22 protein-coding genes are annotated in these 24,968 nt (G+C 71.5%); 13 read left to right on the top strand and 9 right to left on the bottom strand.

Annotated features, from left to right (window positions below; genetic code table 11):
• The first annotated feature begins 74 nt into the window (after positions 1 to 74).
• The 4 genes from pheA to metG all read left to right on the top strand — a co-directional run bounded on the left by pheA (position 75) and on the right by metG (position 5,652).
• Complete coding sequence (gene pheA / locus CK485_RS27730; protein WP_109454663.1) at positions 75 to 1,010, top strand: prephenate dehydratase; 936 nt, start codon at positions 75 to 77, stop codon at positions 1,008 to 1,010.
• A gap of 649 nt (positions 1,011 to 1,659) precedes the next feature.
• Positions 1,660 to 2,949, top strand: a complete 1,290-nt coding sequence (gene serS, locus CK485_RS27725; RefSeq protein ID WP_109454662.1) for a serine--tRNA ligase — start codon at positions 1,660 to 1,662, stop codon at positions 2,947 to 2,949.
• Positions 2,946 to 3,758 carry a Cof-type HAD-IIB family hydrolase gene (locus CK485_RS27720; protein ID WP_109454661.1) on the top strand — a complete coding sequence of 271 codons (813 nt, stop codon included), beginning with the start codon at positions 2,946 to 2,948 and terminating at the stop codon, positions 3,756 to 3,758. Before serS ends, CK485_RS27720 begins: the two co-directional genes overlap by 4 nt.
• Before the next feature lie 163 nt (positions 3,759 to 3,921).
• On the top strand, positions 3,922 to 5,652 hold the full coding sequence (gene metG / locus CK485_RS27715) for a methionine--tRNA ligase (protein WP_109454660.1): 1,731 nt from the start codon (positions 3,922 to 3,924) through the stop codon (positions 5,650 to 5,652).
• An 857-nt stretch (positions 5,653 to 6,509) separates the two neighbouring features.
• Here metG and CK485_RS27710 read toward each other — a convergent pair.
• Positions 6,510 to 6,743: a hypothetical protein gene (locus CK485_RS27710; protein ID WP_109454659.1), complete on the bottom strand. Its 234-nt coding sequence runs from the start codon at positions 6,741 to 6,743 to the stop codon at positions 6,510 to 6,512.
• A 75-nt stretch (positions 6,744 to 6,818) separates the two neighbouring features.
• Here CK485_RS27710 and CK485_RS27705 point away from each other — a divergent pair, with 75 nt between their 5' ends.
• Together CK485_RS27705 and CK485_RS27700 are read left to right on the top strand one after the other, a co-directional pair.
• On the top strand, positions 6,819 to 7,712 hold the full coding sequence (locus tag CK485_RS27705; protein WP_241968647.1) for a helix-turn-helix transcriptional regulator: 894 nt from the start codon (positions 6,819 to 6,821) through the stop codon (positions 7,710 to 7,712).
• Positions 7,705 to 7,911, top strand: a complete 207-nt coding sequence (locus tag CK485_RS27700; RefSeq protein WP_109454657.1) for a DUF397 domain-containing protein — start codon at positions 7,705 to 7,707, stop codon at positions 7,909 to 7,911. Before CK485_RS27705 ends, CK485_RS27700 begins: the two co-directional genes overlap by 8 nt.
• A 252-nt stretch (positions 7,912 to 8,163) precedes the next feature.
• Here CK485_RS27700 and CK485_RS27695 read toward each other — a convergent pair whose 3' ends face one another.
• From CK485_RS27695 to CK485_RS27685, 3 genes are all read right to left on the bottom strand, one after another.
• Positions 8,164 to 8,673 carry a hypothetical protein gene (locus tag CK485_RS27695; protein ID WP_109454656.1) on the bottom strand — a complete coding sequence of 170 codons (510 nt, stop codon included), beginning with the start codon at positions 8,671 to 8,673 and terminating at the stop codon, positions 8,164 to 8,166.
• A 238-nt stretch (positions 8,674 to 8,911) separates the two neighbouring features.
• A complete protein-coding gene (locus CK485_RS27690; protein ID WP_241968646.1) occupies positions 8,912 to 10,108 on the bottom strand; it encodes a macrolide family glycosyltransferase in 1,197 nt (398 codons plus the stop codon).
• Between the two features lie 219 nt (positions 10,109 to 10,327).
• Positions 10,328 to 10,981, bottom strand: a complete 654-nt coding sequence (locus CK485_RS27685) for a CatB-related O-acetyltransferase (protein WP_109454655.1) — start codon at positions 10,979 to 10,981, stop codon at positions 10,328 to 10,330.
• A 99-nt stretch (positions 10,982 to 11,080) separates the two neighbouring features.
• Here CK485_RS27685 and CK485_RS27680 point away from each other — a divergent pair, with 99 nt between their 5' ends.
• Together CK485_RS27680 and CK485_RS27675 are read left to right on the top strand one after the other, a co-directional pair.
• On the top strand, positions 11,081 to 11,692 hold the full coding sequence (locus CK485_RS27680) for a TetR/AcrR family transcriptional regulator (protein ID WP_109454654.1): 612 nt from the start codon (positions 11,081 to 11,083) through the stop codon (positions 11,690 to 11,692).
• A 71-nt stretch (positions 11,693 to 11,763) separates the two neighbouring features.
• Positions 11,764 to 12,435, top strand: coding sequence for a class I SAM-dependent methyltransferase (locus CK485_RS27675; RefSeq protein ID WP_109454653.1), 672 nt, complete (start codon positions 11,764 to 11,766; stop codon positions 12,433 to 12,435).
• A 25-nt stretch (positions 12,436 to 12,460) separates the two neighbouring features.
• On the opposite strand, the gene CK485_RS27670 is transcribed toward CK485_RS27675, so the two are convergent.
• Positions 12,461 to 13,360, bottom strand: a complete 900-nt coding sequence (locus CK485_RS27670) for a LysR family transcriptional regulator (protein WP_109454652.1) — start codon at positions 13,358 to 13,360, stop codon at positions 12,461 to 12,463.
• A gap of 117 nt (positions 13,361 to 13,477) precedes the next feature.
• Between CK485_RS27670 and CK485_RS27665 the strand changes: the two genes are divergently transcribed.
• Both CK485_RS27665 and CK485_RS27660 read left to right on the top strand, forming a co-directional pair.
• A complete protein-coding gene (locus tag CK485_RS27665; RefSeq protein WP_109454651.1) occupies positions 13,478 to 14,710 on the top strand; it encodes a serine hydrolase domain-containing protein in 1,233 nt (410 codons plus the stop codon).
• Positions 14,711 to 14,757: 47 nt separating this feature from the next.
• Complete coding sequence (locus tag CK485_RS27660; protein WP_109454650.1) at positions 14,758 to 15,411, top strand: class I SAM-dependent methyltransferase; 654 nt, start codon at positions 14,758 to 14,760, stop codon at positions 15,409 to 15,411.
• A gap of 42 nt (positions 15,412 to 15,453) precedes the next feature.
• On the opposite strand, the gene CK485_RS27655 is transcribed toward CK485_RS27660, so the two are convergent.
• Entirely contained in the window at positions 15,454 to 15,933 is a 480-nt protein-coding gene (locus tag CK485_RS27655; RefSeq protein ID WP_109454649.1) for a helix-turn-helix domain-containing protein, read from the bottom strand.
• A gap of 109 nt (positions 15,934 to 16,042) precedes the next feature.
• On the opposite strand from CK485_RS27655, the gene CK485_RS27650 reads away from it, so the two are divergent.
• Positions 16,043 to 16,900 (top strand): alpha/beta hydrolase, encoded by an 858-nt coding sequence (locus CK485_RS27650; protein WP_109454648.1) that lies wholly within the window; start codon positions 16,043 to 16,045, stop codon positions 16,898 to 16,900.
• A gap of 97 nt (positions 16,901 to 16,997) precedes the next feature.
• Here CK485_RS27650 and aspS read toward each other — a convergent pair whose 3' ends face one another.
• The gene (aspS, locus tag CK485_RS27645) at positions 16,998 to 18,776 is read right to left on the bottom strand and encodes an aspartate--tRNA ligase (protein WP_109454647.1); all 1,779 of its coding nucleotides are present in this window, start codon (positions 18,774 to 18,776) and stop codon (positions 16,998 to 17,000) included.
• Positions 18,777 to 18,978: 202 nt separating this feature from the next.
• Here aspS and CK485_RS27640 point away from each other — a divergent pair, with 202 nt between their 5' ends.
• Positions 18,979 to 21,255 (top strand): SpoIIE family protein phosphatase, encoded by a 2,277-nt coding sequence (locus CK485_RS27640; protein ID WP_109454646.1) that lies wholly within the window; start codon positions 18,979 to 18,981, stop codon positions 21,253 to 21,255.
• Positions 21,256 to 21,286: 31 nt separating this feature from the next.
• On the opposite strand, the gene CK485_RS27635 is transcribed toward CK485_RS27640, so the two are convergent.
• On the bottom strand, positions 21,287 to 22,246 hold the full coding sequence (locus CK485_RS27635) for a pirin family protein (RefSeq protein WP_109454645.1): 960 nt from the start codon (positions 22,244 to 22,246) through the stop codon (positions 21,287 to 21,289).
• 136 nt (positions 22,247 to 22,382) lie between these two features.
• The gene (locus CK485_RS27630) at positions 22,383 to 22,811 is read right to left on the bottom strand and encodes an SseB family protein (protein ID WP_241968671.1); all 429 of its coding nucleotides are present in this window, start codon (positions 22,809 to 22,811) and stop codon (positions 22,383 to 22,385) included.
• Positions 22,812 to 22,995: 184 nt separating this feature from the next.
• Here CK485_RS27630 and CK485_RS27625 point away from each other — a divergent pair, with 184 nt between their 5' ends.
• The gene (locus CK485_RS27625; RefSeq protein ID WP_109454643.1) at positions 22,996 to 24,822 is read left to right on the top strand and encodes an acyl-CoA dehydrogenase; all 1,827 of its coding nucleotides are present in this window, start codon (positions 22,996 to 22,998) and stop codon (positions 24,820 to 24,822) included.
• The last annotated feature ends 146 nt before the right edge of the window (positions 24,823 to 24,968 follow it).

The raw sequence follows: 24,968 nt of genomic DNA, 5'->3' as shown, positions 1-24,968 counted from the left end.
CGGGCACGGTCAAAGATCCCCCGTGCGCTGCAACCACCCCGCGCCATCCGCCCGGCCATGCGTAAGGTGGCGGTATGACGCCCTCGTCCGCCTCCCGCTACACGTACCTCGGCCCCGAGGGGACCTTCACGGAGGCCGCCCTGCGGACTCTGCCCGAGTCCGGGACGCGGGAACTGGTCCCGATGGTCTCCGTGCCCGCCGCCTTCGACGCCGTGCGGGGCGGCGAGGCCGCCGGCGCGTTCGCCGCCATCGAGAACTCCGTCGAGGGCGGGGTCAACGCCACCCTGGACGAACTGGCCACCGGCGCGCCCCTGATGATCTACCGCGAGGTGCTGCTGCCCATCGCCTTCGCGCTGCTGGTCAGGCCGGGAACCGCGCTGGCCGACGTCAAGACCGTCACCGGTCACCCCGTCGCCCAGCCCCAGGTGCGCAACTGGCTCGCCGCCCACCTGCCGGACGCGGTGTGGGAGTCCTCCGCGTCCAACGCGGACGGCGCCCGGCAGGTGCAGGAGGGCCGCTACGACGGTGCCTTCGCGGGCGAGTTCGCCGCCGCGCGCTACGGCCTGGAGCCGCTGGTGTCCGAGATCCACGACACCGCGAACGCCCAGACCCGCTTCGTGCTGGTCGGTCCGCCCGGGCGGCCCGCAGCGCCCACCGGGGCCGACAAGACCTCGGCGGTCGTCTGGCTGGGCGACGACCACCCCGGAGCGCTGCTGGAACTGCTCCAGGAGTTCGCCGTGCGCGGGGTGAACCTGATGCGCATCGAGTCCCGCCCGACCGGCGGCGGCCTGGGCCGTTACTGCTTCTCCGTCGACGCGGAGGGCCACATCACCGACCGCCGGGTCGGCGAGGCGCTGATGGGGCTGAAGCGGATCTGCCCGAAGGTGCGGTTCCTCGGCTCCTATCCGCGGGCCGACGAGATCCGTCCGCAGGTGCGTCCGGGGACGACGGACGCGGAGTTCACCGAGGCCGCGGACTGGCTGAGCCGCGCGCTGGACGGCCGTATCTGACCCCCGGGGCGGCGCCCCCGATCGCGGCCACCCACGGAAGCCTTCAGCTTGCCCGCTCCCCGCCGCCAAACCTCGCGCCTTAAACCCCCGCCTTCAAACCTCCGCGTCAACCTCGTGCGCCGGCCCCGTTGTCCACCGGGTTATCCACAGGCCACGCCGACCCTGGGGACAAGTCGACATGACGCCAAGCCGCCTCGTGGTCGCTCAGTCGACAAACCGCCCCAATCTGCGCAGCCCACCCCACACGTCCGCAAGACCGCCTCCGTCACCCCAAATCGCTCACCCCACCCCACCGAGGGAACACATCTCACCCGAAAGTGAGTGTCAAGCACGTTGGAGCCGGGAATCATTGGTCCCGCACTTCCCCTTTCGCGGAATGATCGATTCCGACATCCACAGTCCGTACACACACCCTGTGGACAACGAATGCACAATCCCCAGCCCCTGTGGATAACTCCGCCGTTCCGCCACCCCAACTCCCGTCTCCCGTACGGGAGATGACACCATAGGGGGACGGGCGGAATTCGGTTGACCGTCGCCCATTCCCGCCGATCCGGCCTTTTCCGACCCGATTGTCAAAACCGGCAAAACGCCTCATAGGCGACTTAACTTGTCGCGTGCCTCACCCCTCGCCCGGTAGCCTGTCACCGTGATTGACCTTCGCCTGCTCCGTGAGGACCCCGACCGTGTGCGCGCCTCCCAGCGTGCCCGTGGAGAGGACGTCGGCCTCGTCGACGCCCTGCTCTCCGCCGACGAGCGGCGCAGGTCCTCCGGCACCCGCTTCGACCAGCTGCGCGCCGAGCAGAAGACCCTCGGCAAGCGCATCCCCAAGGCCACCGGCGACGAGAAGGCCGAGCTGCTCCAGCGCGCCTCCGAGCTGGCCGCCGAGGTCAAGGCGGCCGACGCCGAGCAGGACGAGGCGGCCGCCGAGGCCCAGCGCCTGCTGCTCGCGCTCGGCAACGTCGTCCACCCCGACGTCCCCGTCGGCGGCGAGGAGGACTTCACGGTCCTGGAGACGATCGGCACCCCGCGCGACTTCGCCGCCGAGGGCTTCGAGCCCAAGGACCACCTGGAGATCGGCCAGGGGCTCGGCGCGATCGACATGGAGCGCGGCGCGAAGGTCTCCGGCTCGCGCTTCTACTACCTGACCGGCGTCGGCGCCCTGCTGGAGCTGGCCCTGGTCAACGCGGCGATCGCGCAGGCCACCGAGGCGGGCTTCACCCCGGTGCTCACCCCCGCCCTGGTCAAGCCGCGCGCGATGGAGGGTACCGGCTTCCTCGGCCAGGCCGCGGAGAACGTCTACCACCTGGAGAAGGACGACCTGTACCTGGTCGGCACCTCCGAGGTCCCGCTCGCCGCGTACCACATGGACGAGATCCTCGACGCCCGCCAACTCCCGCTGCGCTACGCCGGGTTCTCCTCCTGCTTCCGCCGTGAGGCGGGCACGTACGGCAAGGACACCCGCGGCATCTTCCGGGTCCACCAGTTCGAGAAGGTGGAGATGTTCTCCTACGTCCTGCCGGAGGACGCCGAGGCGGAGCACCAGCGGCTGCTGGCCTGGGAGAAGCAGTGGCTGTCCGCGCTCGGTCTGCCGTTCCAGGTGATCGACGTGGCCACCGGCGACCTGGGCGCCTCGGCCTCGCGCAAGTTCGACTGCGAGGCGTGGATCCCGACCCAGGGCAAGTACCGCGAGCTGACCTCGGCCTCGAACTGCAACGAGTTCCAGGCCCGCCGCCTTTCGGTCCGGGTGCGCGAGGAGCGCGACGGCAAGCAGGCCACCCGCCCGCTCGCCACCCTCAACGGCACCCTGTGCGCCCTGGCCCGCACCATCGTCGCGGTGCTGGAGAACCACCAGCAGGCGGACGGCTCGGTGCTCGTGCCCGAGGTGCTGCGCCCCTACCTGGGCGGCCGTGACGTCCTGGAGCCGGTCACCAAGTGACGGCCGACGCGCGCTCCTTCCCGTACCGGCTGGTCGCCACCGATCTGGACGGCACGCTGCTGCGGGCCGACCACACGGTCTCGGAGCGTTCGCGCCGGGCGCTCGCCGCGGTCACCGCGGCGGGCGCCGCGCACATCATCGTCACCGGCCGCCCGGTCTCCCGTACCGCCCACGTCTTCGAGGCCCTCGGTTACCGGGGGCTCGCGGTGTGCGCGCAAGGAGCCCAGGTCTACGACGCCGGCTCGCGCACGCTGCTGACCTCGGTGACGCTGGACCGGCGCACCGCGGCGGCCGCGCTGGCCAAGATCGAGGCGGCGACCGGGCCGTTGGCGGTCGCCGCGGTGCGCGACGGGCTCGACGGGGCGTTCCTGGTCGGCCCGGGCTACCGGTTCGTCCCCGAGCTGCCCGCCGTCGAGGTGAGCGACATCGCGGAACTGCTGGCGGAGCCGATCAGCAAGGTCTTCATCCAGTGCCCGGGGCTGGACGACGACGCCCTCGCGGAGGCGGCCGCCGCGGCCGTCGGCGGCCTGGTCGGCGTGGTCATGGCGGGCGCGGGCCTGGTGGAGCTGCTGCCGCTGGGCCTGTCGAAGGCGACCGGACTGTCGCTGGCCGCCCGCAGGCTGGGCGTCACGGCGGCGGGGACCATCGCGTTCGGGGACATGCCCAACGACATCCCGATGCTCGGCTGGGCGGCGCACGGCGTCGCCATGGCCAACGCGCACGAGGCGCTCAAGGCGGTCGCCGACGAGGTGACCGCGTCGAACGAGGAGGACGGCATCGCGGCCGTCCTGGAACGCCTGCTGGGCTGAGCCGTGACCGCCCCGCCGTGCTGGTCGCGGCCGGGCGAGGGCTGTTCCACCGCGCCGTCCGCCCCGTGAAACACCCGGCGGGCGGCAACGGTTGGTCCGATACCATGTCTACATTCCGTAGACGAAATCCTCACGCTCAGTAGCGACTTGGGAGCACCAAGCAATGGCCCGACAGCTGATCACCAGCGCCCTGCCGTACATCAATGGCATCAAGCACCTGGGCAACATGGTCGGGTCCATGCTCCCCGCCGACGTCTACGCACGCTACCTGCGGCAGCGCGGCGAAGAAGTCCTCTACATCTGCGCCACCGACGAGCACGGCACCCCGGCCGAGCTGGCCGCCAAGGACGCGGGCCTGCCGGTCGCCGCCTTCTGCGCCCAGCAGCACGAGGCGCAGAAGGCGATCTACGACGGCTTCGCGCTCTCCTTCGACTACTTCGGCCGCAGCTCCTCGCGGCAGAACCGGGAGATCACCCAGGAGTTCGCCCGTGAGCTGAACCGCAACGGGTTCATCGAGGAGCGCGCGATCCGCCAGGTCTACTCGCTGGACGACGAGCGCTTCCTGCCCGACCGCTACATCGTCGGCACCTGCCCGCACTGCGGTTACGACAAGGCGCGCGGCGACCAGTGCGAGAACTGCACCCGGGTGCTCGACCCGACCGACCTGATCGAGCCGCGCTCGGCGGTCAGCGGCAGCAGCCGCCTGGAAGTGCGCGAGACCAAGCATCTGTTCCTGCTCCAGTCCAAGCTCCAGCCCGAGGTCGAGGCGTGGCTGGCGGGCAACGGCAGCAAGGACTGGCCGACGCTCGCCTCCTCCATCGCCCACAAGTGGCTGACCGAGGGCCTTCAGGACCGCGCCATCACCCGCGACCTGGAGTGGGGCGTGCCGGTCCCGGCCGACGAGTGGCCCGAACTGGCCGCGGATGGCAAGGTGTTCTACGTCTGGTTCGACGCGCCCATCGAGTACATCGGCGCCACCAAGGAGTGGGCCGACCTCGAACCGGCTTCCCGCGACTGGCGGTCGTGGTGGTACGAGGCCGACGAGTCCGTGCGCTACACCGAGTTCATGGCCAAGGACAACGTCCCGTTCCACACCGTGATGTTCCCCGCGACCCAGCTGGGCACCCGGGCGCCGTGGAAGAAGGTCGACTACGTCAAGGCCTTCAACTGGCTGAACTACTACGGCGGCAAGTTCTCCACCTCGCAGCGCCGCGGCATCTTCACCGACGCCGCGCTGGAACTGCTGCCCGCCGACTACTGGCGCTACTTCCTGATGGCCAACGCGCCGGAGTCCGACGACACCAGCTTCACCTGGGAGTTGTTCTCCTCCTCGGTCAACAAGGACCTCGCCGACACCCTCGGCAACTTCGTCAACCGCGTCCTCTCCTTCTCCCGCAAGCGCTTCGGCGACGACGTCCCGGCCGGCCACGCGGCGGGCGACGCCGAGCGCCGCCTCGGCGACGAGGTCGCCCGGCTGCTCGGGGAGTACGAGGAGCACATGGACTCCCTCCAGTTCCGCAAGGCCGCGCAGTCGCTGCGCGCGCTGTGGAGCGCGGGCAACGCCTACCTGGAGGAGAAGGCGCCCTGGCTGGAGATCAAGACCGACCAGGACGCGGCGGCGCTCACCCTGCGCACCGCGATGAACCTCATCCACCTGTACGCGGTCGTCTCCGAGCCGTTCATCCCCGCCTCGGCGAAGGCGATGCGCTCGGCGTTCGCGCTGGACGGCGACACCGCGACCTGGGTGACCGCCGACCAGGCCCGCGCGCTGGACGCGGTCCCGGCGGGCACGGCGTTCACGGTGCCGCCGGTGCTCTTCGCCAAGATCACGGAGGAGGACCTGGAGTCCTACCGGGAGCGCTTCGGCGGAGCGGAGGAGCCCCCGGCGGCCTGACCGCACCCGCGCGAGCCGGATCGCCCGCCCGCCCGGCGGCGTCGCTCCGTACGCCGCCGGGTCGCGCCAGGTGGTCCGCACGCCCCGGGACCTCGGCGGTCGTGCGCTGCGCGGCACTGATCGTCGTCCCCGACCCGGTCGGCTACTGCGCGTACGCCAGCGCCAGGGCGGCCCGCGAGGAGATGTTCGCCGCCCGAAGACGCGCACCGGCCCGCAACCGCCGCGTCCGACCCACGCGTTGGGCAGGGTGATCGAGGCGTACGAGGAGGGCGTGCCGTTCCTGATCACCGGGGACGACTACCCGACGCCGGACGGCACCGGCATCCGCGAGTACGTTCACGTCTGGGGCCTGGCGGCGGCCCGCGTCGCGGGCGCTCGAACGCTTCGACGCCATTCTCACCGGCGACGTCACCTCGACCGCGATCAACCTGGGCACCGGCGACGGCGATCCGCCTGCTCGTAGCCGGGTTCCACCGCGTGGCGGACACTCCGATCGCCTCGCGAACCGGGGGGCGCGCGCACCCGCTCGGACGGCACGCACCGGTTGCTGGGCCGGCGGCCGTCGTTCGACTCCCTCTGTTGGGCGGCCCTGCGCCCGGGCCGACTCCCTGGGAGCCGACCCTCCGCGAATTAGTTGTCACCCCCTTGCTTCCGACAACGTTTGCGTCAACGTGGGTTGTTGCCGGAGGCAAGGGGGTGACAAGCGATTCAGCGGTGGAGGGGGCAGCGGCAGGGTGGGTAGCGGAGGGAGTCGAAGCCGCTGGGCGGATCGCTCACCCGGACGCTCCGCGAGGACACCTCGATCCGCGTGCCGTCCCGCGTCACCCGGTAGACCCGCAACGTCATCCGCGTTCCCTTCACCGCCGCCACGTCCGGAACGCGTTGACCTCGGCCACCCGGGCCCGCGACTCGTCCATCGGCCCGGCCGCGCACACGTCGGCGCTCCGCGCCTTCCACCGGGCCCCACCGCCCGGCGCCCGCAGGCACACCAGCCCCGGCCCGTCCTCACCGACCACCACGCCCACCCGCTCCCGCACGGTGTCGACCACGACGGCCCCCACCGCGTACCCGCCTTCGCCCTGTCCGTTCACGACCGCGCTCCCAATCCGCTGCGACTTTCACTGTCCGTACGCAAAGCGTGACTGTCCGGCGCTACGCTGCGGAAGGTGACGGAGCGTTACAACGAGGTTGTGGAGGAGGCGACTTCACCGATGAGCACGAACCCGCCCGCCAACGGGCGCCCCGGACAGCCGAAGTTCGGATGGGACTTCTTCGGGGAGGAGCTGAAGCGCCTGCGGGAGACGGCCGGCCTGACCCAGCAGGACCTGGGCCAGCGGGTCTTCTGCTCAGGTTCGTACATCGGCCAGTTCGAAGCAGCGATCCGCAAGCCCCAGTTGGACCTGGCGCGAAGGTTCGATACGGAACTCGGCGCGGGCGGCATCTTCGAGCGCATGTGCAAACGGCTGATCGACCGGGAGCCGTGGGAGAACTACTTCACCGGCGTCGCTGAACTGCAGGGGCTCGCGACGACGATCTGCGAGTACGGTGCCCAGCTCATCCCGGGCTTGTTGCAGACGGAGGGTTACGCGCGCGGACTGTTCAGGGCGTGTCAGCCGTTCCAGTCAGAACGTGAAGAGGATGAGTTCGTCCAGAACCGCATGGCCCGGAGGCAGATCTTCGAGCAGCCAACACCACCGGAGTTGTGGGAGATCCTTGACGAAAGCGCGCTGCGCAGGCCGGTCGGCTCCGACCTGGACATGGCGGAACAGCTCGACCACCTCGTCGCCCTGATCGAGGCGCGCAAGGTCGTCGTGCAGGTCATCCCCTTCTCAGCCCGCGCCCACGCGCTTCAGTCGGGTGCGCTCATGCTGATGACCTTCGATGACGCGCCGCCGGTGGCGTACGCTGAGGGCGTTTTCAACGGGCAGCTGCTGGACCACCCGCATCAGGTGCGGCGATGCCAGGCGGTGTTCGACTTCGCCAGGGCAGCGGCGATGTGTCCGGAGGAGTCGCTTGCCCTCATCCGAACGCTGGCAAAGGAGTACCGAAAGAATGGCTGATGGCGTGCCACCGCTTGTCCGTTGGCGCAAGTCGACCTACAGCGGCGGCACCAACGACAACTGCGTGGAGGTCGCCGTCAATGCCTCCGGTGTGGTGCCGGTGCGGGACAGTAAGGACCCTGACGGGCCGGCGTTGTCGTTCCGTCCCGCAGGGTGGGCGTCGTTCATTGCGGCGGTGAAGCAGGGCGAACTCGGCTGACGGCACGCGTGGTCGCGCCGTCGGCGCATCCGGCCAAGTGGTGAGCCGTAGCCACCGCCCCCGCCGCGTTCCGCCCCCATCGCCGACCTTAGGTGTCGTAGAAGCAAGCGACGTATTCGGAAGAAGAGGGTTGCAGCCGTGCGGGTCGAGGACGAACTCAGCGGAGTCATCTGTCGACGCGCGGCGTCGGGAGCGGCAGCAACAACTGCGGAGAAGTCGCCAGCAACAGCGGTGGTGTCGTACCGGTGCGGGTCAGCAGCCGTTGGCGGAGACGGTGACCTCGGTGTACGCCGGGTCGTCCTGGCCGAAGGCGTTGGTGCCGTAGGAGTTCTGCTCGGCGTGCAGGGTGTAGGTGCCGGGGCCCTGGCAGGCGTAAGGCTCGTAGGCGTCGTGCGCGCGGTCCGGGATGGACGCGTACGAGAGCGACCCTTTGGTCAGCTCCTTCCCGTCCTTGCTCAGCGTGTAGATCACTTTGACCGTGCAGGACTCGTAGTGCCACGAATGGGCGCTGTTCTTGCCCTGGATCTGGCACTCGCCCCAGAAGTACATCGTGGGCTTGCCGTCCTTGACCCGCAGGCAGGATTCCGCCTTCATCCACCGCCGCTTGTACTTGCTGTACTTCTTCACCGTGCGACAGGCGTCCGGGGGTGCGGCCGTGGTGGCCTTCACGGAGGCCGACGCGGAGGGGGCCGGCATCGCGACCAGCGTGGCACTCACCGCGGCCGACAGGCAGAGTTGTCCGATGGCGGACAGAGTCTTCATGGATCGAATATTAGGTAACGTATCTGTCTATGGCGGGAGTTGAGCAGGCTTTCTCCCTCTTATGGACTACCGCCAGGAGGGACCTCAGGCCGCAGCCTCAGGCTGTTGGGCACGGGCGCGGTCTCTGGGTGCCGACGGACCGTGCCCCCCGAATCACTTGTCTCCTCTTCGCTTCCGGCAACGATTTCGTCAACGTGGGTTGTTGCCGGTGACAAGGGTTCGGGCGAAGCCGCCGTGTTCAGCGCGTGGGGCCCCCGGGCGTGGGCAGGATGTCCTCGATGAGGTCGGCGGCACGCCGCGTGCCACCCTCCGCCCGGGCGGCGGCCTGCAACTGCCGGGAGCGGTCGGCACGTTCGGAGTCCGTGACCAGGTCGTCCAGCGCGGCGCGGAGGGTCTCGGCGGTGGCGTCGGCGGTGTCCACGCGTCGGGCGACGCCGAGTCGTACGAGCTGGTCGGCGTTCATGAACTGCTCGGCTCCCTGCGGGACGGCGATCATGGGAACCCCGGCGAGGAGTCCTTCGCCGCAGCCGCCCATGCCGGCGTGGGTGACGAAGGCGTCGGCCTGTTCCAGGATCGCCCGCTGCGGGACCCAGGAGTGGACCTCGACGTTGGGCGGGACGGCGCCGAGTTCGCCGGGGTCGGTGTACTTGCCGATCTGGAGGACGACGTGCCAGCCGGGCAGGCCGCCGAAGGCGGCGACGCACTGGCGGTAGAACTCGGGCTGGCGTGTGTACGCCGAGCCGAGCGAGACCAGCAGCACGCGGTCCGCGGTCGCCGGGCGGGTCCAGCCGTCCGGGTCCGCCCGGGTGTCGAAGCAGGGGCCGACGAAGGTCACCGTGTCGGTGTCGACCCGGTCGGCGTGCGGTTGCATCGCTCGCGGGATCAGGGCGAGCGCCCGGGCGGGCGGTCCGCAGAACGCGTCCACGTCCGTGGTGGAGGCCCCGCACTCGGCGAGCCACCGCGCGAATCTGTCCCGGTACGCGTCGGCGCCGGGCAACTTCCGCAGCGGCGCCGCGACTTCCTCCTGGAAGCCGTCCCAGGCGACGAACGTCGGGGACAGCTGTACGAGGGGACGGCCCTGCGCTTCGGCGAGGGCGCGCGCGGCATAGGCGCCGATGTCGTAGAGGTACAGGTCGGCCGGGTCGTCGTCGTAGGCGGCACGCAGTCGTGGGAGCGCCTGGACGGCGTCGTCGAGGAAGAGGCTCGCCGTGGCGATGGGATCCGCGGGCCAGTTGTTGTCCGCGACGGGCAACGTCGAGGCGCACGGCACCAGTTCCGCGCCGGCGGACTCGATCCGGTCGGCCACGACCGGGTCGTTGGCGTAGGTGACCCGGTGCCCGCGGGCCACCAGTTCACGGATGAGCGCGAGGCTGGGCAGGACGTGGCTGACGATGGGGATGCCGACCATGGCGATGTGGGCGCGGCGAGGGGACATGGGCGATCACTCGTTTCCTGCGTGGGGCGGGTGCGGGCGGTGTGGTGGCCTGGACGCGGTGCCAGGCGTCAGGCCCGGTGGCCTGGACGCGGTGCCAGGCGTCAGGCCCGGTGGCCTGGACGCGGCGTCAGGCGTCAGGCCCGGTGACCAGGACGCGGTGCCAGGCGCCAGGCCCGGTGACCAGGGCGCGGCGCCAGGCCCGGTGGCCAGGACGCGGCGTCAGGCCCGGTCGGCCTGCGCGGCGGCCTCCTCCAGGTCGGCGATGGTGCCGGACATGATCGTCCGTACGTGCCTGGTGACGTGCCGCACGGGCCAGTCCCACCACGCGACGGCGAGGAGCCGGGCGACGTCCGCGGCGTCGTAGCGGGTGCGGATGAGCCGGGCGGGGTTGCCGCCGACGACGCCGTAGTCGGGGACGTCGCCGGTGACCACGGCCCCGGCGGCGACGATCGCGCCGTGACCGATGCGTACACCGGGCATGACCGTCGCGCCGTGGCCGAACCACACGTCGTTGCCGACGACCGTGTCGCCCCGGCCGGGCAGGCCGGTGATCAGGTCGAAGTGCTCGGCCCAGGAGCCGCCCATGGTGGGGAACGGGAAGGTGGAAGGGCCGTCCATGCGGTGGTTGGCGCCGTTCATGATGAACCGGGTGCCGGTCCCCAGTGCGCAGTACTTGCCGATGACGAGCCGCTCGGGACCGTAGTGGTACAGGACGTTGCGCGTCTCGAACGCGGTCGGGTCGTCGGGGTCGTCGTAGTAGGAGAAGTCGCCGACCTCGATCAGCGGCGAGGTCACCAACGGCTTGAGCAGCACCACGCGCGGGTGCTCGGGCATCGGGTGGAGCACGGTGGGGTCGGCGGGAACGAGCGGCATTGCGGAGGCGGTTCCTCTCCCGTGGACTTAGAGCGACAACTGTCGCGTTAAGATGCTCGCATGGCCTTCCCACTTTGATCAACCGGATACTGATTGCCGATGACAGACCCACTGGAGACGACACCGGACCGCCGCCCGGGCGGTCGCACCGCCCGCGTCCGCGCCCAGGTCCTCGACGCGGTGCGCGCCGAACTCGCCGAACGCGGGCACGAAGGACTCACGATGGAGGGCGTCGCGACGCGGGCCGGAGTGCACCGCGCCACGGTCTACCGGCGGTGGCGCGACGTCGGCGGTCTGCTCGTCGACGTCATCGACGCCGCCGGCGAGATCGACTGGCAGCCGCCGGACACCGGCTCGCTGCGCGGCGATCTGACCGCCCTCAACCAGGAGATCCAGGAGTCCCTGGTCGTACAGCCGTCGTTCGCCGTCGCCCTGATGGCCGCCTCGTTCCACTCCGAACAGGCCGCGCGGGCCCAGACGCGGCTGTGGCGGGACCGGTACGCCCAGTGCGAGATCCTCGTCGAGCGCGCCGCCGAACGCGGTGAACTCCCGGCAGGGGGTACGGACGCGCGGAGCCTGCTGATCGCCGCCACCGCGCCGCTGTACCACCAACTGGTGCTGCTGCGTGCCGATCCGGACCCGCACCTGCCGGAACGAGCCGCGCAGGCGGCCGTCCTGGCGGCCGCCGCGGGCGCGTTCACCACCGCCTAGGGCGATCCGGTGCGGGCGGGATCCGGCGCACCGGTGGGCAGGCATGGAGGCAGGGCGGTGGACGGAGGCGCATGGCGGCGTACGACGGGATCGCGGACTGGTACGAGAACGACTTCCTGGGGCGCGGGCCCTCGGGCGAGGGGGACGGGCATCCGCTGGGGCTCGGGCCGTTGCTGCGCGGGCTGCTGGGCGAGGGCGGCGGCACCTGCCTGGAGATCGGCTGCGGCACCGGCGTCCACGCGCGAGCCGTAAGGGAGTTGGGGTGGACGCCCGTGGGCGTCGACCTGTCCGCGCGGATGCTGCGGTACGCGGACGGCCGACTGCCGGTCGCGGTGGGCGACGCCGCGCGGCTTCCCGTGCGCGACGCCTCAGTCCCGGCCGTGATCGCGGTGATGGTCCACACCGACATGCCGGACTACCCGGCCGTGCTCCGGGAGGCGGCCCGCGTGCTGCGGCCTGGTGGCCGGTTCGTGCACATCGGCGTGCACCCCTGCTTCTGCGGCGGGTTCGCCGACCGCGCCGACCCGGACGCCGTCGTCATCCGCCCCGGCTACCTGGACGGGCACTGGACCAAGCGGTCATGGACGGACGCGGGCCTGCGGGACAAGGTCGGCGCCAGTCACCGGCCGCTGCCCGCGCTCCTCCAGGCGTTCGTGGACGCGGGGCTGACGTTCGAGCGCTTCGCCGAGGGTGCCGGGCCGACTCCGGCCGTACTGGCGATGGCGGCGACCGCCGGCGGGTGAACCGGCCGGACGGGGTGCTCGCGGCTCAGCCCAGGTCGAAGGAGAGCGGCCCGAGGTCGCGCACGGTGTCGGCGAGGGCGCGGACCGGGCCGGTCTCCTCTTCGGCGCGCCAGACCAGGGCATACGCGAGAGGCGGCATGTCATCGACGGGCAGCCAGCGGATATGGGCCGGCGACCAGTGGTGGGTGACGTGGGAGGGGAAGACGTGGACGATCTCGCCGGTGCCGACGAGGTGGATCAGGTCGTCGCTGTTGGTGATGGTCCTGCTGCGTTCGATGGGGCGACCGCGCGGGGTCTGGAACGGCAGGTAGCGGTCTTCCCAGTAGTCCGGCATCGCGGGGGCCGTGGCGTGCCGGCGGTCGGCGAGCGCCTCCGCGGTCACGCGGGAGCGCAGTGCCAGGGGGTCCTCGGCGCAGACAGCGAGGAGACGGGAGTCGGTGAGGAGGACAGGGCCGACGGTGAGACCGGGGTACTCGACAGGGAGCCAGACGACCAGGACGTCCAGGTCACCGGCGCGCAGGCTGGCGAACGGATCGACGAAGGGGGCGCGCAGGATCCGCAAGTCCCATTGCGGGTGACGGGAGCGGAACTCGCGCCAGTAGCCGTGCAGTTCGGAGACGTTGAAGGGCAGCAGGCCGACCCGCAGCGTCGCCGTCACCCCTCGGGCGGCCTGCCGGGCGCGCTCCAGGCCGGCCAGCAGGTCCGCGTACGCCGGCCGCAGATCGCCCGCCAACTGCCGTCCCAGAGCGGTCAGCCGGACCTGGCGGCGGTTCGAGCGGTCGAACAGCGCTCCGCCGAGCCGCCGTTCCTGCGTCGCGACGGCCTGGCTCACCCGCGCCTGGGAGACGTGCAGACGGTCGGCCGTCCGGCCGAAGTGCAGTTCCTCCGCGAGCGTGAGGAAGATCTCGATGTCCCGCAGTTCCACGGGGCCGGACCTCCCCTCATAACGTCCGGGTTATCGGTACGTGCACGCATCGTACGTTGATCGCACGGCGGTTGGGCGGTGAGAGTGAGGCGAACGATCAACCGCAGGGGGAGTGAGATGGAACAACACATCAGCGACGGGCTTTCCGCGAAGGGCGTGCGCGCGGTGCGCGAGGTCCTGGCACGGTATGTCGAGTCCGGACGGATCCCGGGACTCGTCGCGCTGGTCGGCCGGGGCGGGCAGACCCACGTCGAAGCGCTCGGGACGATGCGCCACGACGGCGGCGGGCCGATGCGCCGGGAGACGGTCTTCCGTATGGCCTCGACCTCCAAACCGGTCACCATGGCAGCGGCGATGGTCCTGGTGGACGAGTGCAGGTTGCGCCTCGACGACCTGGTGGAGCAGTGGCTGCCGGAACTCGCCGACCGCCAGGTGCTCAAGCGGGTCGACGGCCCGCTGGAGGAGACCGTGCCGGCCCGGCGCCCGATCACGGTGCGGGACCTGCTGACGTCCACCTTCGGGCTGGGCATGGATCTGACGGCGCTGGGCACGCCGATCATGGACGCGGTCTTCGAGCGGGGCATCTTCAGCCAGAGTGCGACGGACCTGGCGGCGCCGGACGAGTGGATGCGCCGCCTGGGCACACTGCCGCTGATGCACCAGCCCGGAGAGCACTGGCAGTACCAGATCAGCAACGACGTACTCGGTGTCCTGGTCGCCCGGGTCACCGGGCAGTCCTTCGAGTCGTTCCTGAGCGAGAGGATCTTCGGCCCTCTGGGCATGCGGGACACCGGTTTCCACGTGCCCGCCGACAAGATCGACCGGCTGCCGCCCTGCTACACCCCGGACCCGGGGACCGGGGAGTTCACCGTCTGGGACGAGGCGGAGGGCGGACAGTACAGCGCTCCTCCGGCATTCCCGTCAGGCGGCGGCGGTCTCGTCTCCACCGTCGACGACTACCACGCCTACTTCCGGATGCTGCTGAACCATGGGACACACGAAGGCGAACGCATCCTGTCCAGGCCCGCCGTGGAACTGATGACCACCAACTGCCTCACCGCCGAGCAGCAGGCCGCCCGCAGCGCCCTCGCCCGTGACAACGTCCACATCTCCTTCGGTCAGGGACAGCACGGCGGCTGGGGCTACGGCATGGCGGTACGCACGTATCGCGGCGACTACGCGCCCGTCGGCCAGTTCGGCTGGGACGGCGGCACCGGCACCACCGCCTACGCCGACCCGCGGCACGACCTCGTCGGCATCCTGCTCACCCAGGTCGGGCTGTCCGTACCGGCCCCGGCACAACTCATCCAGGACTTCTGGACCACGCTCTACCAGGTGATCGACGACTGAACGATTCGCCGACCGTGCGGGGAGGAGGTCTCGGTAGGGTCTGCGGGATGACGGAGCTTCCTCGGTTGTCCGCGCGTGAGGCGGCGGTCAGGGCGTCGTACGACACCGTCGCCCAGGAGTACGCGGACCGGGTGCCGCAGCGGTTCGCGGGGGACGTGCTGGGGCGCGCGCTGCTGTCGGGCTTCGCCGAACTGGTGAAGCGCGACGGCGGTGGCCTGCCGGTGGTCGACGCGGGGTGCGGGCCCGGGCACGTCACCGCCCACCTGGCCGGGCTCGGACTGCCGGTCCACGGCGTCGACCTGTCGCCGCGCATGGTGGAGACCGCCCGGCGGGCCCATGCCGGGCTGCGGTTCGAGGTCGGCTCGATGACCGCGCTGGACGCCGGTGACGCGTCCCTCGCGGGCGTGGTGGCCTGGTGGTCCCTCGTCCACACGCCACCGGAGGAACTGGCTGCCGTCTTCGCGGAGTTCAGGCGGGTGCTCGTGCCGGGCGGCCACGTGGTCGTGGGATTCCGCGTCGGGAGCGGCCCGCGCAGCCCCCGGCGAGCCTACGGGCTGCCGGTGTCCTACGAGTTCCACCGCTTCGCGCCCGAGCGGGTGGCCGGCGCCCTGGCCGGGGTGGGGCTGGAGGTGGACGGGCGGCTGATGTGGGGCGGGGAGGCGGACCCCTCGGCCGGTCTTCTGGCGTCCCGGCCGACCTGAAGCCACCGGCCGGGGCCCGGGCTGGACCCCTCGGAGACGCGTTCAGGGCGCGGGGCGCCGGGCCAACTCGCTCACGCCGGACAGGAATCGGCGCACCGCGGCCGCCTCCGTGTCGTCCATGCCGCGCAGCAACTCCACCGTCCCGCCGATCAACGGGCCGAAGAACGACTCCCCGAGCGCGACCGCCGCCCGGCTCACCCGCAACCGCACCCGCCGCCGGTCGGTCTGGTCCCGTAGCCGCTCGACGTGGCCGAGCCGCTCCAGGCGGTCGATGACGGCGGTGGTGCCGGCGGAGTTGAGGCCGAGTTCTGCGCCGAGCCGCCCCGGTGTCGCGGGCGTGCCCGCGCGTTCCGCGTCGAGCAGGCAGATCAGGGCGCGCACGTCGGTGCCGTGCATGCCGTTGCGCCGCGCGAACTCCGCCTGCGCCAGCACCAGTTCGACCGTCACGCGGCGCAGCAGGTGAACGGTCTCCAGGTCCGCGTCCCGCCCGCCGCCATGCCCGCCGTCGTTCGCCACACCCATCGTCCGCCCCTCCCATGGGCCCGCGTTCCCGCGTATTCTCTCGTTCAACGAGATTATCGCTGATCGAGCTTTCCGCCTTACGAGTCCGACGAAGGGGGTGCGGCGGACCATGGCAGACGCGGCAGCGCAACGACGGTTCCTCGCGGCGTACGACGAGGTGCTGGCCGGATGGGGCGACGGCGTGGAGGCGATCGACGTCCCGACGCCGCCGTACGGGACGACCCGGGTCAACGCGCTGGGCGCACCCGACGCGCCGCCGCTGCTCCTGCTGCCCGGCGGGAACGGCGCGACCTCGGCGTCGTGGTTCGCGAACGCGCCGGTGTGGGCCCGTACCCACCGGGTGCTCGCCCCCGACCTGGTGGGCGCCCCGGGCCGCAGCGTGCGCGGCGAGCGGCCCGTGCGCGGCGTCGACGACCTCACCGGCTGGCTGGACGCCCTCACCGAAGGGCTCGGCCTGCGGTCCCTGACGCTGGGCGGCCACTCCTACGGGGGCTGGATCGCGCTGCACCACGCGCTGCGGGCGCCGCGCGAACGGGTGGAGCGGCTGGTGCTGATCGACCCCACCCAGTGCTTCGCGGGCTTCCGCCCCGGCTACCTCGCCCACGCCCTGCCGATGCTGCTGCGGCCGACCCCGCGCCGCGTGCGGTCCTTCCTGACCTGGGAGACGCGCGGCGCCGCGCTCGACCCCGGCTGGCTGCGGCTCCAGGAGGCGGCGGCGGGCTTCCCGGCCGCCCGCCCGGCGACCGGCCCGCGCCCGAAGGCGGAAGGGTTCGGGGCACCGACGCTGGTGGTGCTGGCCGGGCGGGGCAGGGCCCAGGAGGCGGTGCGCGCGGCGGCCGGCGTGACCCGCGCGCTGCCGCACGCCGAGGTGGTCACCCTCCCCGACGCCACCCACCACAGCCTCCCGCACCACGCCCCGGCCGCGCTCGACGAGGTGGTGAGCCGCTTCCTGGCGGGGAGCGCGTGACCCCGCCCCCAGGCCCGAACGCGAACGCCCGAACCCGCGAGAAGCGGGCCCCGGGATCAGCACGATCCCGGGGCCCGCTGCCCGCCGCGCCAGGCGGCTACTTCTTCTTCTCGTCCTTCGCCGGCGGCTTGCGCAGGCTCAGGTGCAGCTCCCGCAGGCGCTCCTCGCCGACCGCGCTGGGCGCGCCCATCAGCAGGTCCTGCGCGGTCTGGTTGAGCGGGAAGGCGATCGTCTCGCGGATGTTGGGCTCGTCGGCCAGCAGCATCACCATGCGGTCGACGCCCGGGGCGATGCCACCGTGCGGCGGGGCGCCGAAGTGGAAGGCGCGCAGCATGCCGCCGAACTCCTGCTCCACCGTCTCGCGCGAGTAGCCCGCGATCTCGAACGCCTTGTACATCACGTCCGGTTCGTGGTTGCGGATCGCGCCGGAGGACAGCTCGACGCCGTTGCACACGATGTCGTACTGCCAGGCGAGGATGTCCAGCGGGTCCTTGGTCTCCAGCGCCTCGAGACCGCCCTGCGGCATGGAGAACGGGTTGTGGCTGAACTCGATCTTCCCGGTCTCCTCGTCCCGCTCGAACATCGGGAAGTCGACGATCCAGCAGAAGCGGAAGACGTTCTCCTCGAACTGCCCGGCGCGCTTCGCCGCCTCGACCCGGACCGCGCCCATGATCTTCGAGACCTCGTCGAACTCGCCCGCGCCGAAGAAGACGGCGTGCCCGGGCGCGAGGCCGAGGGCGTCGGTGAGCTTCTTGACGTCGTCCTCGGTGAGGAACTTCGCGATCGGGCCGGTCAGTTCGCCGCCCTCGCCGACCCGGACCCAGGCCAGGCCCTTGGCGCCCTGCGAGACCGCGTACTCACCGAGGGAGTCGAAGAACTTGCGCGGCTGCCCGGCGGTGTCCGGCACCGCCAGCGCCCGCACGTGCTTGCCGGCGAACGCCTTGAAACCGGAGTCGGCGAAGACCGCGGAGACGTCGACCAGCTCAAGCGAGGTGCGCAGGTCCGGCTTGTCGTTGCCGTACTTGAGCATCGACTCGCGGAACGGGATGCGCGGGAACGGGGAGGTGACGTGCCGCCCGCCGCCGAACTCCTCGAACAGGTCGGTCATCACCTTCTCGATGACCTGGAAGACGTCCTCCTGCTCGACGAAGGACATCTCGACGTCGAGCTGGTAGAACTCGCCCGGCGAGCGGTCCGCGCGGCTGTCCTCGTCACGGAAGCACGGCGCGATCTGGAAGTAGCGGTCGAAGCCCGCGATCATCAGCAGCTGCTTGAACTGCTGCGGGGCCTGCGGCAGCGCGTAGAAGGTGCCCGGGTGGACGCGCGAGGGCACCAGGAAGTCGCGGGCGCCCTCCGGCGAGGTGGCCGACAGGATCGGGGTGGCCATCTCGTTGAAGCCCAGGTCCGTCATCCGCCGCCGGATCGAGGCGATCACGGCCGAGCGCAGCATGATGTTGCGGTGCATCCGCTGGCGGCGCAGGTCGAGGAAGCGGTTGGTCAGCCGCATCTCCTCGTTGGCGTTGTCCTCGGGGAAGACCGGGAAGGGCAGCGGGTCGGCGGCGCCCAGCACCTCGACCGCGGTGACCTCGACCTCGATCTCGCCGGTCGGCAGCTCCGGGTTGACGTTCTCGGCGCTGCGGGCGACCACGCGGCCGTCCACGCGCAGCACCGACTCCTTGGACTGCCGGTCCAGCGCCTCGTAGGCGGGGGTGCCCGGGTGGGCGATCAGCTGGACGACGCCGTAGTGGTCCCGCAGGTCGATGAAGAGGATGCCGCCCAGGTTGCGCCGGTTGTGCAGCCAGCCCGACAGCCGTACCTCAGTGTCGACGTCGGCGGCGCGAAGCTCACCGCAGGTGTGGGACCGGTACCGATGCATCGTCCATCCAAGTCGTGGGGTCGCGGGCCGAGCGGTGCGGCCACTCGCGGAACTCCCGCAAGGGTACCGCCCGGCCCCGCGCCCCACGCGGCCGTTCCCGGCGCCCGGCGTCGCCCGGCCACCACGGAGACGGCCCGGCACCGCGTGCGCGATCACCGCGTACCAGTACATACTGGGCGAAGCCTCATTGAAGTAGGGAACGATGCACACGGAGGGCGCCACCCCGCCGCTCGGGGCCCAGGACGTGCTGGCGGCCGTCGGCACCGGACTTTGGCGTTGGGACAACTCCGCCGGCACCGTCGCCCTGGACGAGCTGGCCGCCGAACTGCTGGGCCTGCCGCCCGGCCCGTGCACCGTTCACTCGTCCGTGATCCGCGGCCGGCTCAACGCCGAGGACTACGTCGACCTCAACTCCGCCGTCTCCCTCGGGCTCGCCGAGGGCAGCGTCGCCGAGGCCCGGCTGCGGGTCATCGGGGACGACGGCAAGGTGCTGCGGATGCTGCACACCCGGCTGCGCTGGCTGCGCGACGACTCCGGCCGCGAGCCGACGCTCGCGGTGGGCACCCTGTTCGAGATGCCGGAGCGGGGCCGCTTCCGCCGTGCCACCGACGCCGAGCGGCGCTCCCGGGAGGCCTTCCTGCTGGACGCCGGCCGGGCGCTGGCCGAGGCGGACTCCACCGCCGAGGTGCTGCGGGTCGCCGCCTCGCTGTCGATGCCGGGGTTCTCGCCGGACGGGCTCGCGGTCTTCGCCCGGGAGGGCGAGCGGCTGCGGATCATCGGCCACCACGGGCACCGGCAGGGCGACGAGCAGCCGTTCCTGGAGATGCCGATCGGCACCGACTACCCGGCCGCCCTGGTCACCCGCACCGGCCGGGCGATCTACCTGCCGAGCCCCGAGACGTACAAGGAGCGCTTCCCGGCCACCTGGCCGCTGATCGAGCCGCTCCACCGCTCCTCCTGGGCGTTCCTGCCGCTGGTGGTCGCGGGGCGGACGATCGGCGCGTGGCTGGCCGCGTTCCGCGACCCGGTCGAGTTCACCCCCGACGAGCGCTCGGTGCTCACCACGGTGGCCCGAATGCTCGCGCAGGCGCTGTCGCGGGCCCACCTCCAGGAGTCCGAGCGCGAGCTGTCCGACGGGCTCCAGCGCACGATGATGCCCACCCACAAACGGGACATCGCCGGGATGACGCTGGCCGCCCGCTACGTGCCGACCGGCGGGGGCCTGCAGATCGGCGGCGACTGGTACGACGTGATCGACCTGCCGTCCGGCCGCACCGCGCTGGTCATCGGGGACGTGCAGGGCCACGACGTGCGGGCGGCCGGACTGATGGGTCAGCTGCGCATCGCGCTGCGGGCGTACGCCTCCGAGGGCCACCGGCCGGACGCCGTGCTCTCGCGCGCCTCCCGCTTCCTGGCCGGCCTCACCGCGGGCGACGAACGGGAGCGGGCCGAGCGGGACCGCGCCGAGCGGGACGGCGGCCGCCTGGAGAGCGGCGACCTGGACGACCAGCGTTTCGCGACCTGCCTGTACCTGGAGGTCGACCCGGCCACCGGCATGCTCGACATCGCCCGCGCCGGCCACCCCGACCCGGCGATCCGGCTCGGCGACGGGACCACGATCATCCGGCACACCCCCGGCGGACTGCCCCTGGGCGTCGACCCGGACGCCGACTACCCGACGACCAGCATCGCGCTGGACGCGGGCGAGGTGCTGCTGGTGTGCACCGACGGGCTGCTGGAGACCGGTGGCCACGACCTGGACAGCGGCTGGCAGCGGGTCATCGACGTGCTGTACGCGGGCCCCACCGACAACCTGGAGGCGCTCGCCGACGCTCTGGTCGCCGCGGTGCACGGCCCGCCCTCGCACCACACCACGGGACCGCTCGCCGACCGCCGGGAGGACGACGTGGCGCTGCTGCTCCTGCGGCGCGGCGAAGCGGAGGACGGGCTCGCGTTCCCGCCGCGGCGCACGGTGCTGACCATCGCCCAGGACGAGCCCCGGCAGATCAAGGGCGCGCGCGACGAGGTGCGCACCGTGCTGCACGACTGGCACGACCCGGAGCAGGTGGACGCCGCGGTGCTGCTGGCGTCCGAGGCGATCACCAACGTGCTGGTGCACACCGACGGGGAGGCGCTGATGACGCTGGAGGTGCTGGGCCGCCCGCTCTGCCGCCGCCTGCGGATCGAGGTGGCCGACGCCAGCGACGAGATGCCGCACGTCAGGACGCCCGGCGAGCTGGCGTCCTCCGGCCGTGGCCTGGTGATGATGGACGTCCTGGCCGACGCGTGGGGGGTGCGGCCCAGGGGGCAGGGCAAGTGCATCTGGTTCGAGCTGTACGAGCACGACGGCAACGGGACGCCGGACCCCGGCGAGGACGGGACGGCCCGGACGGATGGCGAGGACGGGGCGGCCTGGGCGGACGGCGCGGACGGGCCGGGCGGCGCGGCCCTGACGCCCGCGCCGCCCGACCTGGGCTGAGCCCGTCCGGGGAACCCGCCCGGCGCCGCCCTCAGTTCTCCCCGGGCTCCGCCGGGATCGTGCCGAGGCGGCCCGCCTGGAAGTCCTCGAACGCCTGCGCCAGCTCGGCGTGCGAGTTCATCACGAAGGGCCCGTAGTGGAACATCGGCTCCCGGATCGGCAGCCCGCCCAGCAGGACCACCTCGAAGTTCGGGCTGCGCGACTCCTGCGTCGCGTCGGCCCGCAGCGTCAGCGCGTCGCCCGCGCCGAACACCGCGGTCTGCCCGGTGCGCAGCGACCGCCCGGCGGTGCCCGCGCTGCCGCGTCCGGCCAGCGCGTAGGCGAGGGCGTTGAAGTCCGCCCGCCACGGCAGCGTCAGCTCGGCGCCGGGATTGAGGGTGGCGTGGATCATCGTGATCGGGGTGTGGGTGATGCCGGGGCCCTGGTGGCCGTCGATGTCGCCGGCGATCAGCCGCAGCAGCGCGCCGCCGTCCGACGAGGTCAGCAGCTTGACCCGGCCGCCGTCGATGTCCTGGTAGCGCGGCGGCATCATCTTGTGCTCGCGCGGCAGGTTCACCCACAGCTGGAGGCCGTGGAAGACGCCGCCGCTGACGACCAGCTCCTCCGGAGGTGCCTCGATGTGCAGCAGTCCGCTGCCCGCGGTCATCCACTGGGTGTCGCCGCCGTTGATCACACCGCCGCCTCCGTGCGAGTCCTGGTGCACGAAGGTGCCGTCGATCAGGTAGGTGACGGTCTCGAAGCCGCGGTGCGGGTGCCAGGGGGTGCCCTTGGCCTCGCCCGGCGCGTACTCCACCTCGCCCATCTGGTCCATCATGATGAACGGGTCGAGGTGCTGGTGGTCGATGCCGGCGAACGCCCGGCGGACGGGGAAGCCCTCGCCCTCGAAGCCGCTCGGCGCGGTCCCGACCCCCAGCACCGGGCGGGCGGTGGCCTCGGCGGGCGCCGCCACGCGCGGCAGCGTCAGCGGGTTCTCTACGGTCACGGCGGGCATGACGACCTCCTCGATCGTTCGGCGTCCAACTTAGTTGAAAAGTGAACGACCAACAAGGCGTGCGTATTCCGTTCCCTCTCATGGCGCACGCGAGGGAACCGCGGGACGGGTCAGGGCGAGGAGGTGGGCGCGGCGCTCAGCCGTACATCCTGCGCATCGCGAAGTCGACCATCTGCTCGACCGCCTTGGCGTCGAAGACCATCCGGTGGTCGCCCTCCATGTCGAGGACGAAGCCGTACCCGGTCGGCAGCAGGTCCAGCACCTCGGCTCCGGTGATCACGAAGTACTTCGACTCCTTGCCGGCGTACCGCCTCAGCTCCTTGAGCGAGGTGAACATCGGGATCACCGGCTGCTGGGTGTTGTGCAGGGCGAGGAAGCCGGGGTTGTCGCCGCGCGGGCAGTAGACCTTCGAGGTCGAGAAGATCGACTGGAAGTCCTCGGCGGACATCGACCCGGTGGTGAACGCCCGCACCGCGTCGGCCAGCGACGGCGGCGAGGGCTCGGGGTACAGCGGCGGCTGGGGGCCGTAGCCCCCGGCGCCGGGCGCCCCCTGCATTCCGGGCATCCCGGTGGGCGGGGCGGAGCCGCCCGCGGCGGTCTGGTCGTAGCCGTACACGCGCTACAGCGTAACGAGTGTCATAGCGGCCCATAGGGGTTGCCTTTTATTACCGGCCGGTAGCATCATGGGAACAGTTAGTCGGTACCAGCCAGTAATGGGGTCACGCCCCTCTAGCAACGGAGCCTTCGAGATGGGCCACTACAAGTCGAACCTGCGCGACATCGAGTTCAACCTGTTCGAGGTCCTCGGCCGCGAGAAGATCTACGGCACGGGCCCGTTCGCCGAGATGGACGTGGACACCGCCAAGAGCGTCCTGGCCGAGATCGCCCGGCTGTCGGAGAACGAGCTCGCCGACTCCTACGCCGACGCCGACCGCAACCCGCCGGTGTTCGACCCCGAGACCAACACCGCGCCGGTCCCCGACAGCTTCAAGAAGTCCTTCTCCGCCTACATGGACGCCGAGTGGTGGCGCCTGGGCATCCCGGAGGAGATCGGCGGCACCACCGCGCCGCGCTCCCTGCTGTGGGGCTTCGCCGAGACCATCCTCGGCTCGAACCCGGCGGTGTGGATGTACGCCTCCGGCCCGGCCTTCGCGGGCGTGCTGTACGAGGAGGGCACCGAGGAGCAGCACAAGATCGCGCAGCGGATGACCGACAAGCTGTGGGGCTCCACCATGGTGCTCACCGAGCCCGACGCGGGCTCCGACGTCGGCGCCGGCCGCACCAAGGCCGTCCAGCAGGAGGACGGCAGCTGGCACATCGAGGGCGTGAAGCGCTTCATCACCTCCGGTGAGCACGACATGGCCGAGAACATCATCCACTTCGTGCTGGCCCGCCCCGAGGGCCACGGCCCCGGCACCAAGGGCCTGAGCCTGTTCATCGTGCCGAAGTACGACTTCGACTGGGAGACCGGCGAGCTCGGCGAGCGCAACGGCGTCTACGCCACCAACGTCGAGCACAAGATGGGCCTGAAGGCCTCCAACACCTGCGAGATGACCTTCGGCGCCAACCACCCGGCCAAGGGCTGGCTGCTGGGCGAGAAGCACGACGGCATCCGCCAGATGTTCAAGATCATCGAGTTCGCCCGCATGATGGTCGGCACGAAGGCCATCGCCACCCTGTCCACCGGCTACCTCAACGCGCTGGAGTACGCCAAGGAGCGCGTCCAGGGCGCCGACCTCGCCCAGTTCATGGACAAGGCCGCCCCCCGCGTCACCATCACCCACCACCCCGACGTGCGCCGCTCGCTGATGACGCAGAAGGCGTACGCCGAGGGCATGCGCGCGCTGGTCCTCTACACCGCGACCGTGCAGGACGACATCCTGCTCAAGGAGGCCGCCGGCGAGGACGCCTCCGCCTCGCACCGCCTCAACGACCTGCTGCTGCCCATCGTCAAGGGCTACGGCTCGGAGAAGTCCTACGAGCAGCTGGCGCAGTCGCTCCAGACCTTCGGCGGCTCCGGCTACCTCCAGGAGTACCCGGTCGAGCAGTACATCCGGGACGCCAAGATCGACACCCTCTACGAGGGCACCACCGCCATCCAGGGCCAGGACTTCTTCTTCCGCAAGATCGTCCGCGACCAGGGCCAGGCGCTGACCGTGCTGTCGGAGGAGATCAAGAAGTTCCTGGCCGACGCGGCCGGCGGCGAGGAGCTGGCCGGTGCCCGCGAGAAGCTGGCGCAGGCCGCGGTGGACCTGGAGGCGATCGTCGGCAAGATGCTCACCGACCTGGCCGCCACCGAGCAGGACGTGAAGTCCATCTACAAGGTGGGCCTGAACTCCACCCGCCTGCTGATGGCCTCCGGTGACGTCGTCGTCGGCTACCTGCTGCTCAAGGGCGCCGCCGTCGCCAACGACAAGCTCGCCACCGCGAGCGAGAAGGACAAGGCGTTCTACCTCGGCAAGGTGGCCGCCGCGAAGTTCTTCGCCGACACCGTCCTGCCGGGCGTGGGCGTCCAGCGCGCGCAGGCCGAGGCGGTCACCAACGAGCTGATGGAGCTGCCCGAAGAGGCGTTCTGACGCCGCCCGGTCCGCACGTAGCGCGCCGCCCCGGTCCCGGAGCGGCACGCGCACCTTCGTGAGACCTTTCGCGACCGCGCGACGACGGCCCGTCCCCGCACCGGGGGCGGGCCGCCGCCTTGTGCGCGGGGCGCCTCGCCGTCGTG

The sequence above is a fragment of the Streptomyces sp. ICBB 8177 genome (genome assembly GCF_003144095.1).
GTDB lineage: Bacteria > Actinomycetota > Actinomycetes > Streptomycetales > Streptomycetaceae > Streptantibioticus_D.
This window is presented reverse-complemented; position numbering and strand designations above follow the sequence as displayed.

Bases quoted from the DNA above. Each gene is read 5' to 3' on its own strand.
- pheA (WP_109454663.1), top strand. From the start codon at position 75: ATGACGCCCTCGTCCGCCTCCCGCTACACGTACCTCGGCCCCGAGGGG.
- metG (WP_109454660.1), top strand. From the start codon at position 3,922: ATGGCCCGACAGCTGATCACCAGCGCCCTGCCGTACATCAATGGCATC.
- CK485_RS27700 (WP_109454657.1), top strand. From the start codon at position 7,705: ATGGCTGATGGCGTGCCACCGCTTGTCCGTTGGCGCAAGTCGACCTAC.
- CK485_RS27695 (WP_109454656.1), bottom strand. From the start codon at position 8,673: ATGAAGACTCTGTCCGCCATCGGACAACTCTGCCTGTCGGCCGCGGTG.
- CK485_RS27690 (WP_241968646.1), bottom strand. From the start codon at position 10,108: ATGTCCCCTCGCCGCGCCCACATCGCCATGGTCGGCATCCCCATCGTC.
- CK485_RS27685 (WP_109454655.1), bottom strand. From the start codon at position 10,981: ATGCCGCTCGTTCCCGCCGACCCCACCGTGCTCCACCCGATGCCCGAG.
- CK485_RS27680 (WP_109454654.1), top strand. From the start codon at position 11,081: ATGACAGACCCACTGGAGACGACACCGGACCGCCGCCCGGGCGGTCGC.
- CK485_RS27675 (WP_109454653.1), top strand. From the start codon at position 11,764: ATGGCGGCGTACGACGGGATCGCGGACTGGTACGAGAACGACTTCCTG.
- CK485_RS27665 (WP_109454651.1), top strand. From the start codon at position 13,478: ATGGAACAACACATCAGCGACGGGCTTTCCGCGAAGGGCGTGCGCGCG.
- CK485_RS27660 (WP_109454650.1), top strand. From the start codon at position 14,758: ATGACGGAGCTTCCTCGGTTGTCCGCGCGTGAGGCGGCGGTCAGGGCG.
- CK485_RS27655 (WP_109454649.1), bottom strand. From the start codon at position 15,933: ATGGGTGTGGCGAACGACGGCGGGCATGGCGGCGGGCGGGACGCGGAC.
- CK485_RS27650 (WP_109454648.1), top strand. From the start codon at position 16,043: ATGGCAGACGCGGCAGCGCAACGACGGTTCCTCGCGGCGTACGACGAG.
- aspS (WP_109454647.1), bottom strand. From the start codon at position 18,776: ATGCATCGGTACCGGTCCCACACCTGCGGTGAGCTTCGCGCCGCCGAC.
- CK485_RS27640 (WP_109454646.1), top strand. From the start codon at position 18,979: ATGCACACGGAGGGCGCCACCCCGCCGCTCGGGGCCCAGGACGTGCTG.
- CK485_RS27635 (WP_109454645.1), bottom strand. From the start codon at position 22,246: ATGCCCGCCGTGACCGTAGAGAACCCGCTGACGCTGCCGCGCGTGGCG.
- CK485_RS27630 (WP_241968671.1), bottom strand. From the start codon at position 22,811: ATGCCCGGAATGCAGGGGGCGCCCGGCGCCGGGGGCTACGGCCCCCAG.
- CK485_RS27625 (WP_109454643.1), top strand. From the start codon at position 22,996: ATGGGCCACTACAAGTCGAACCTGCGCGACATCGAGTTCAACCTGTTC.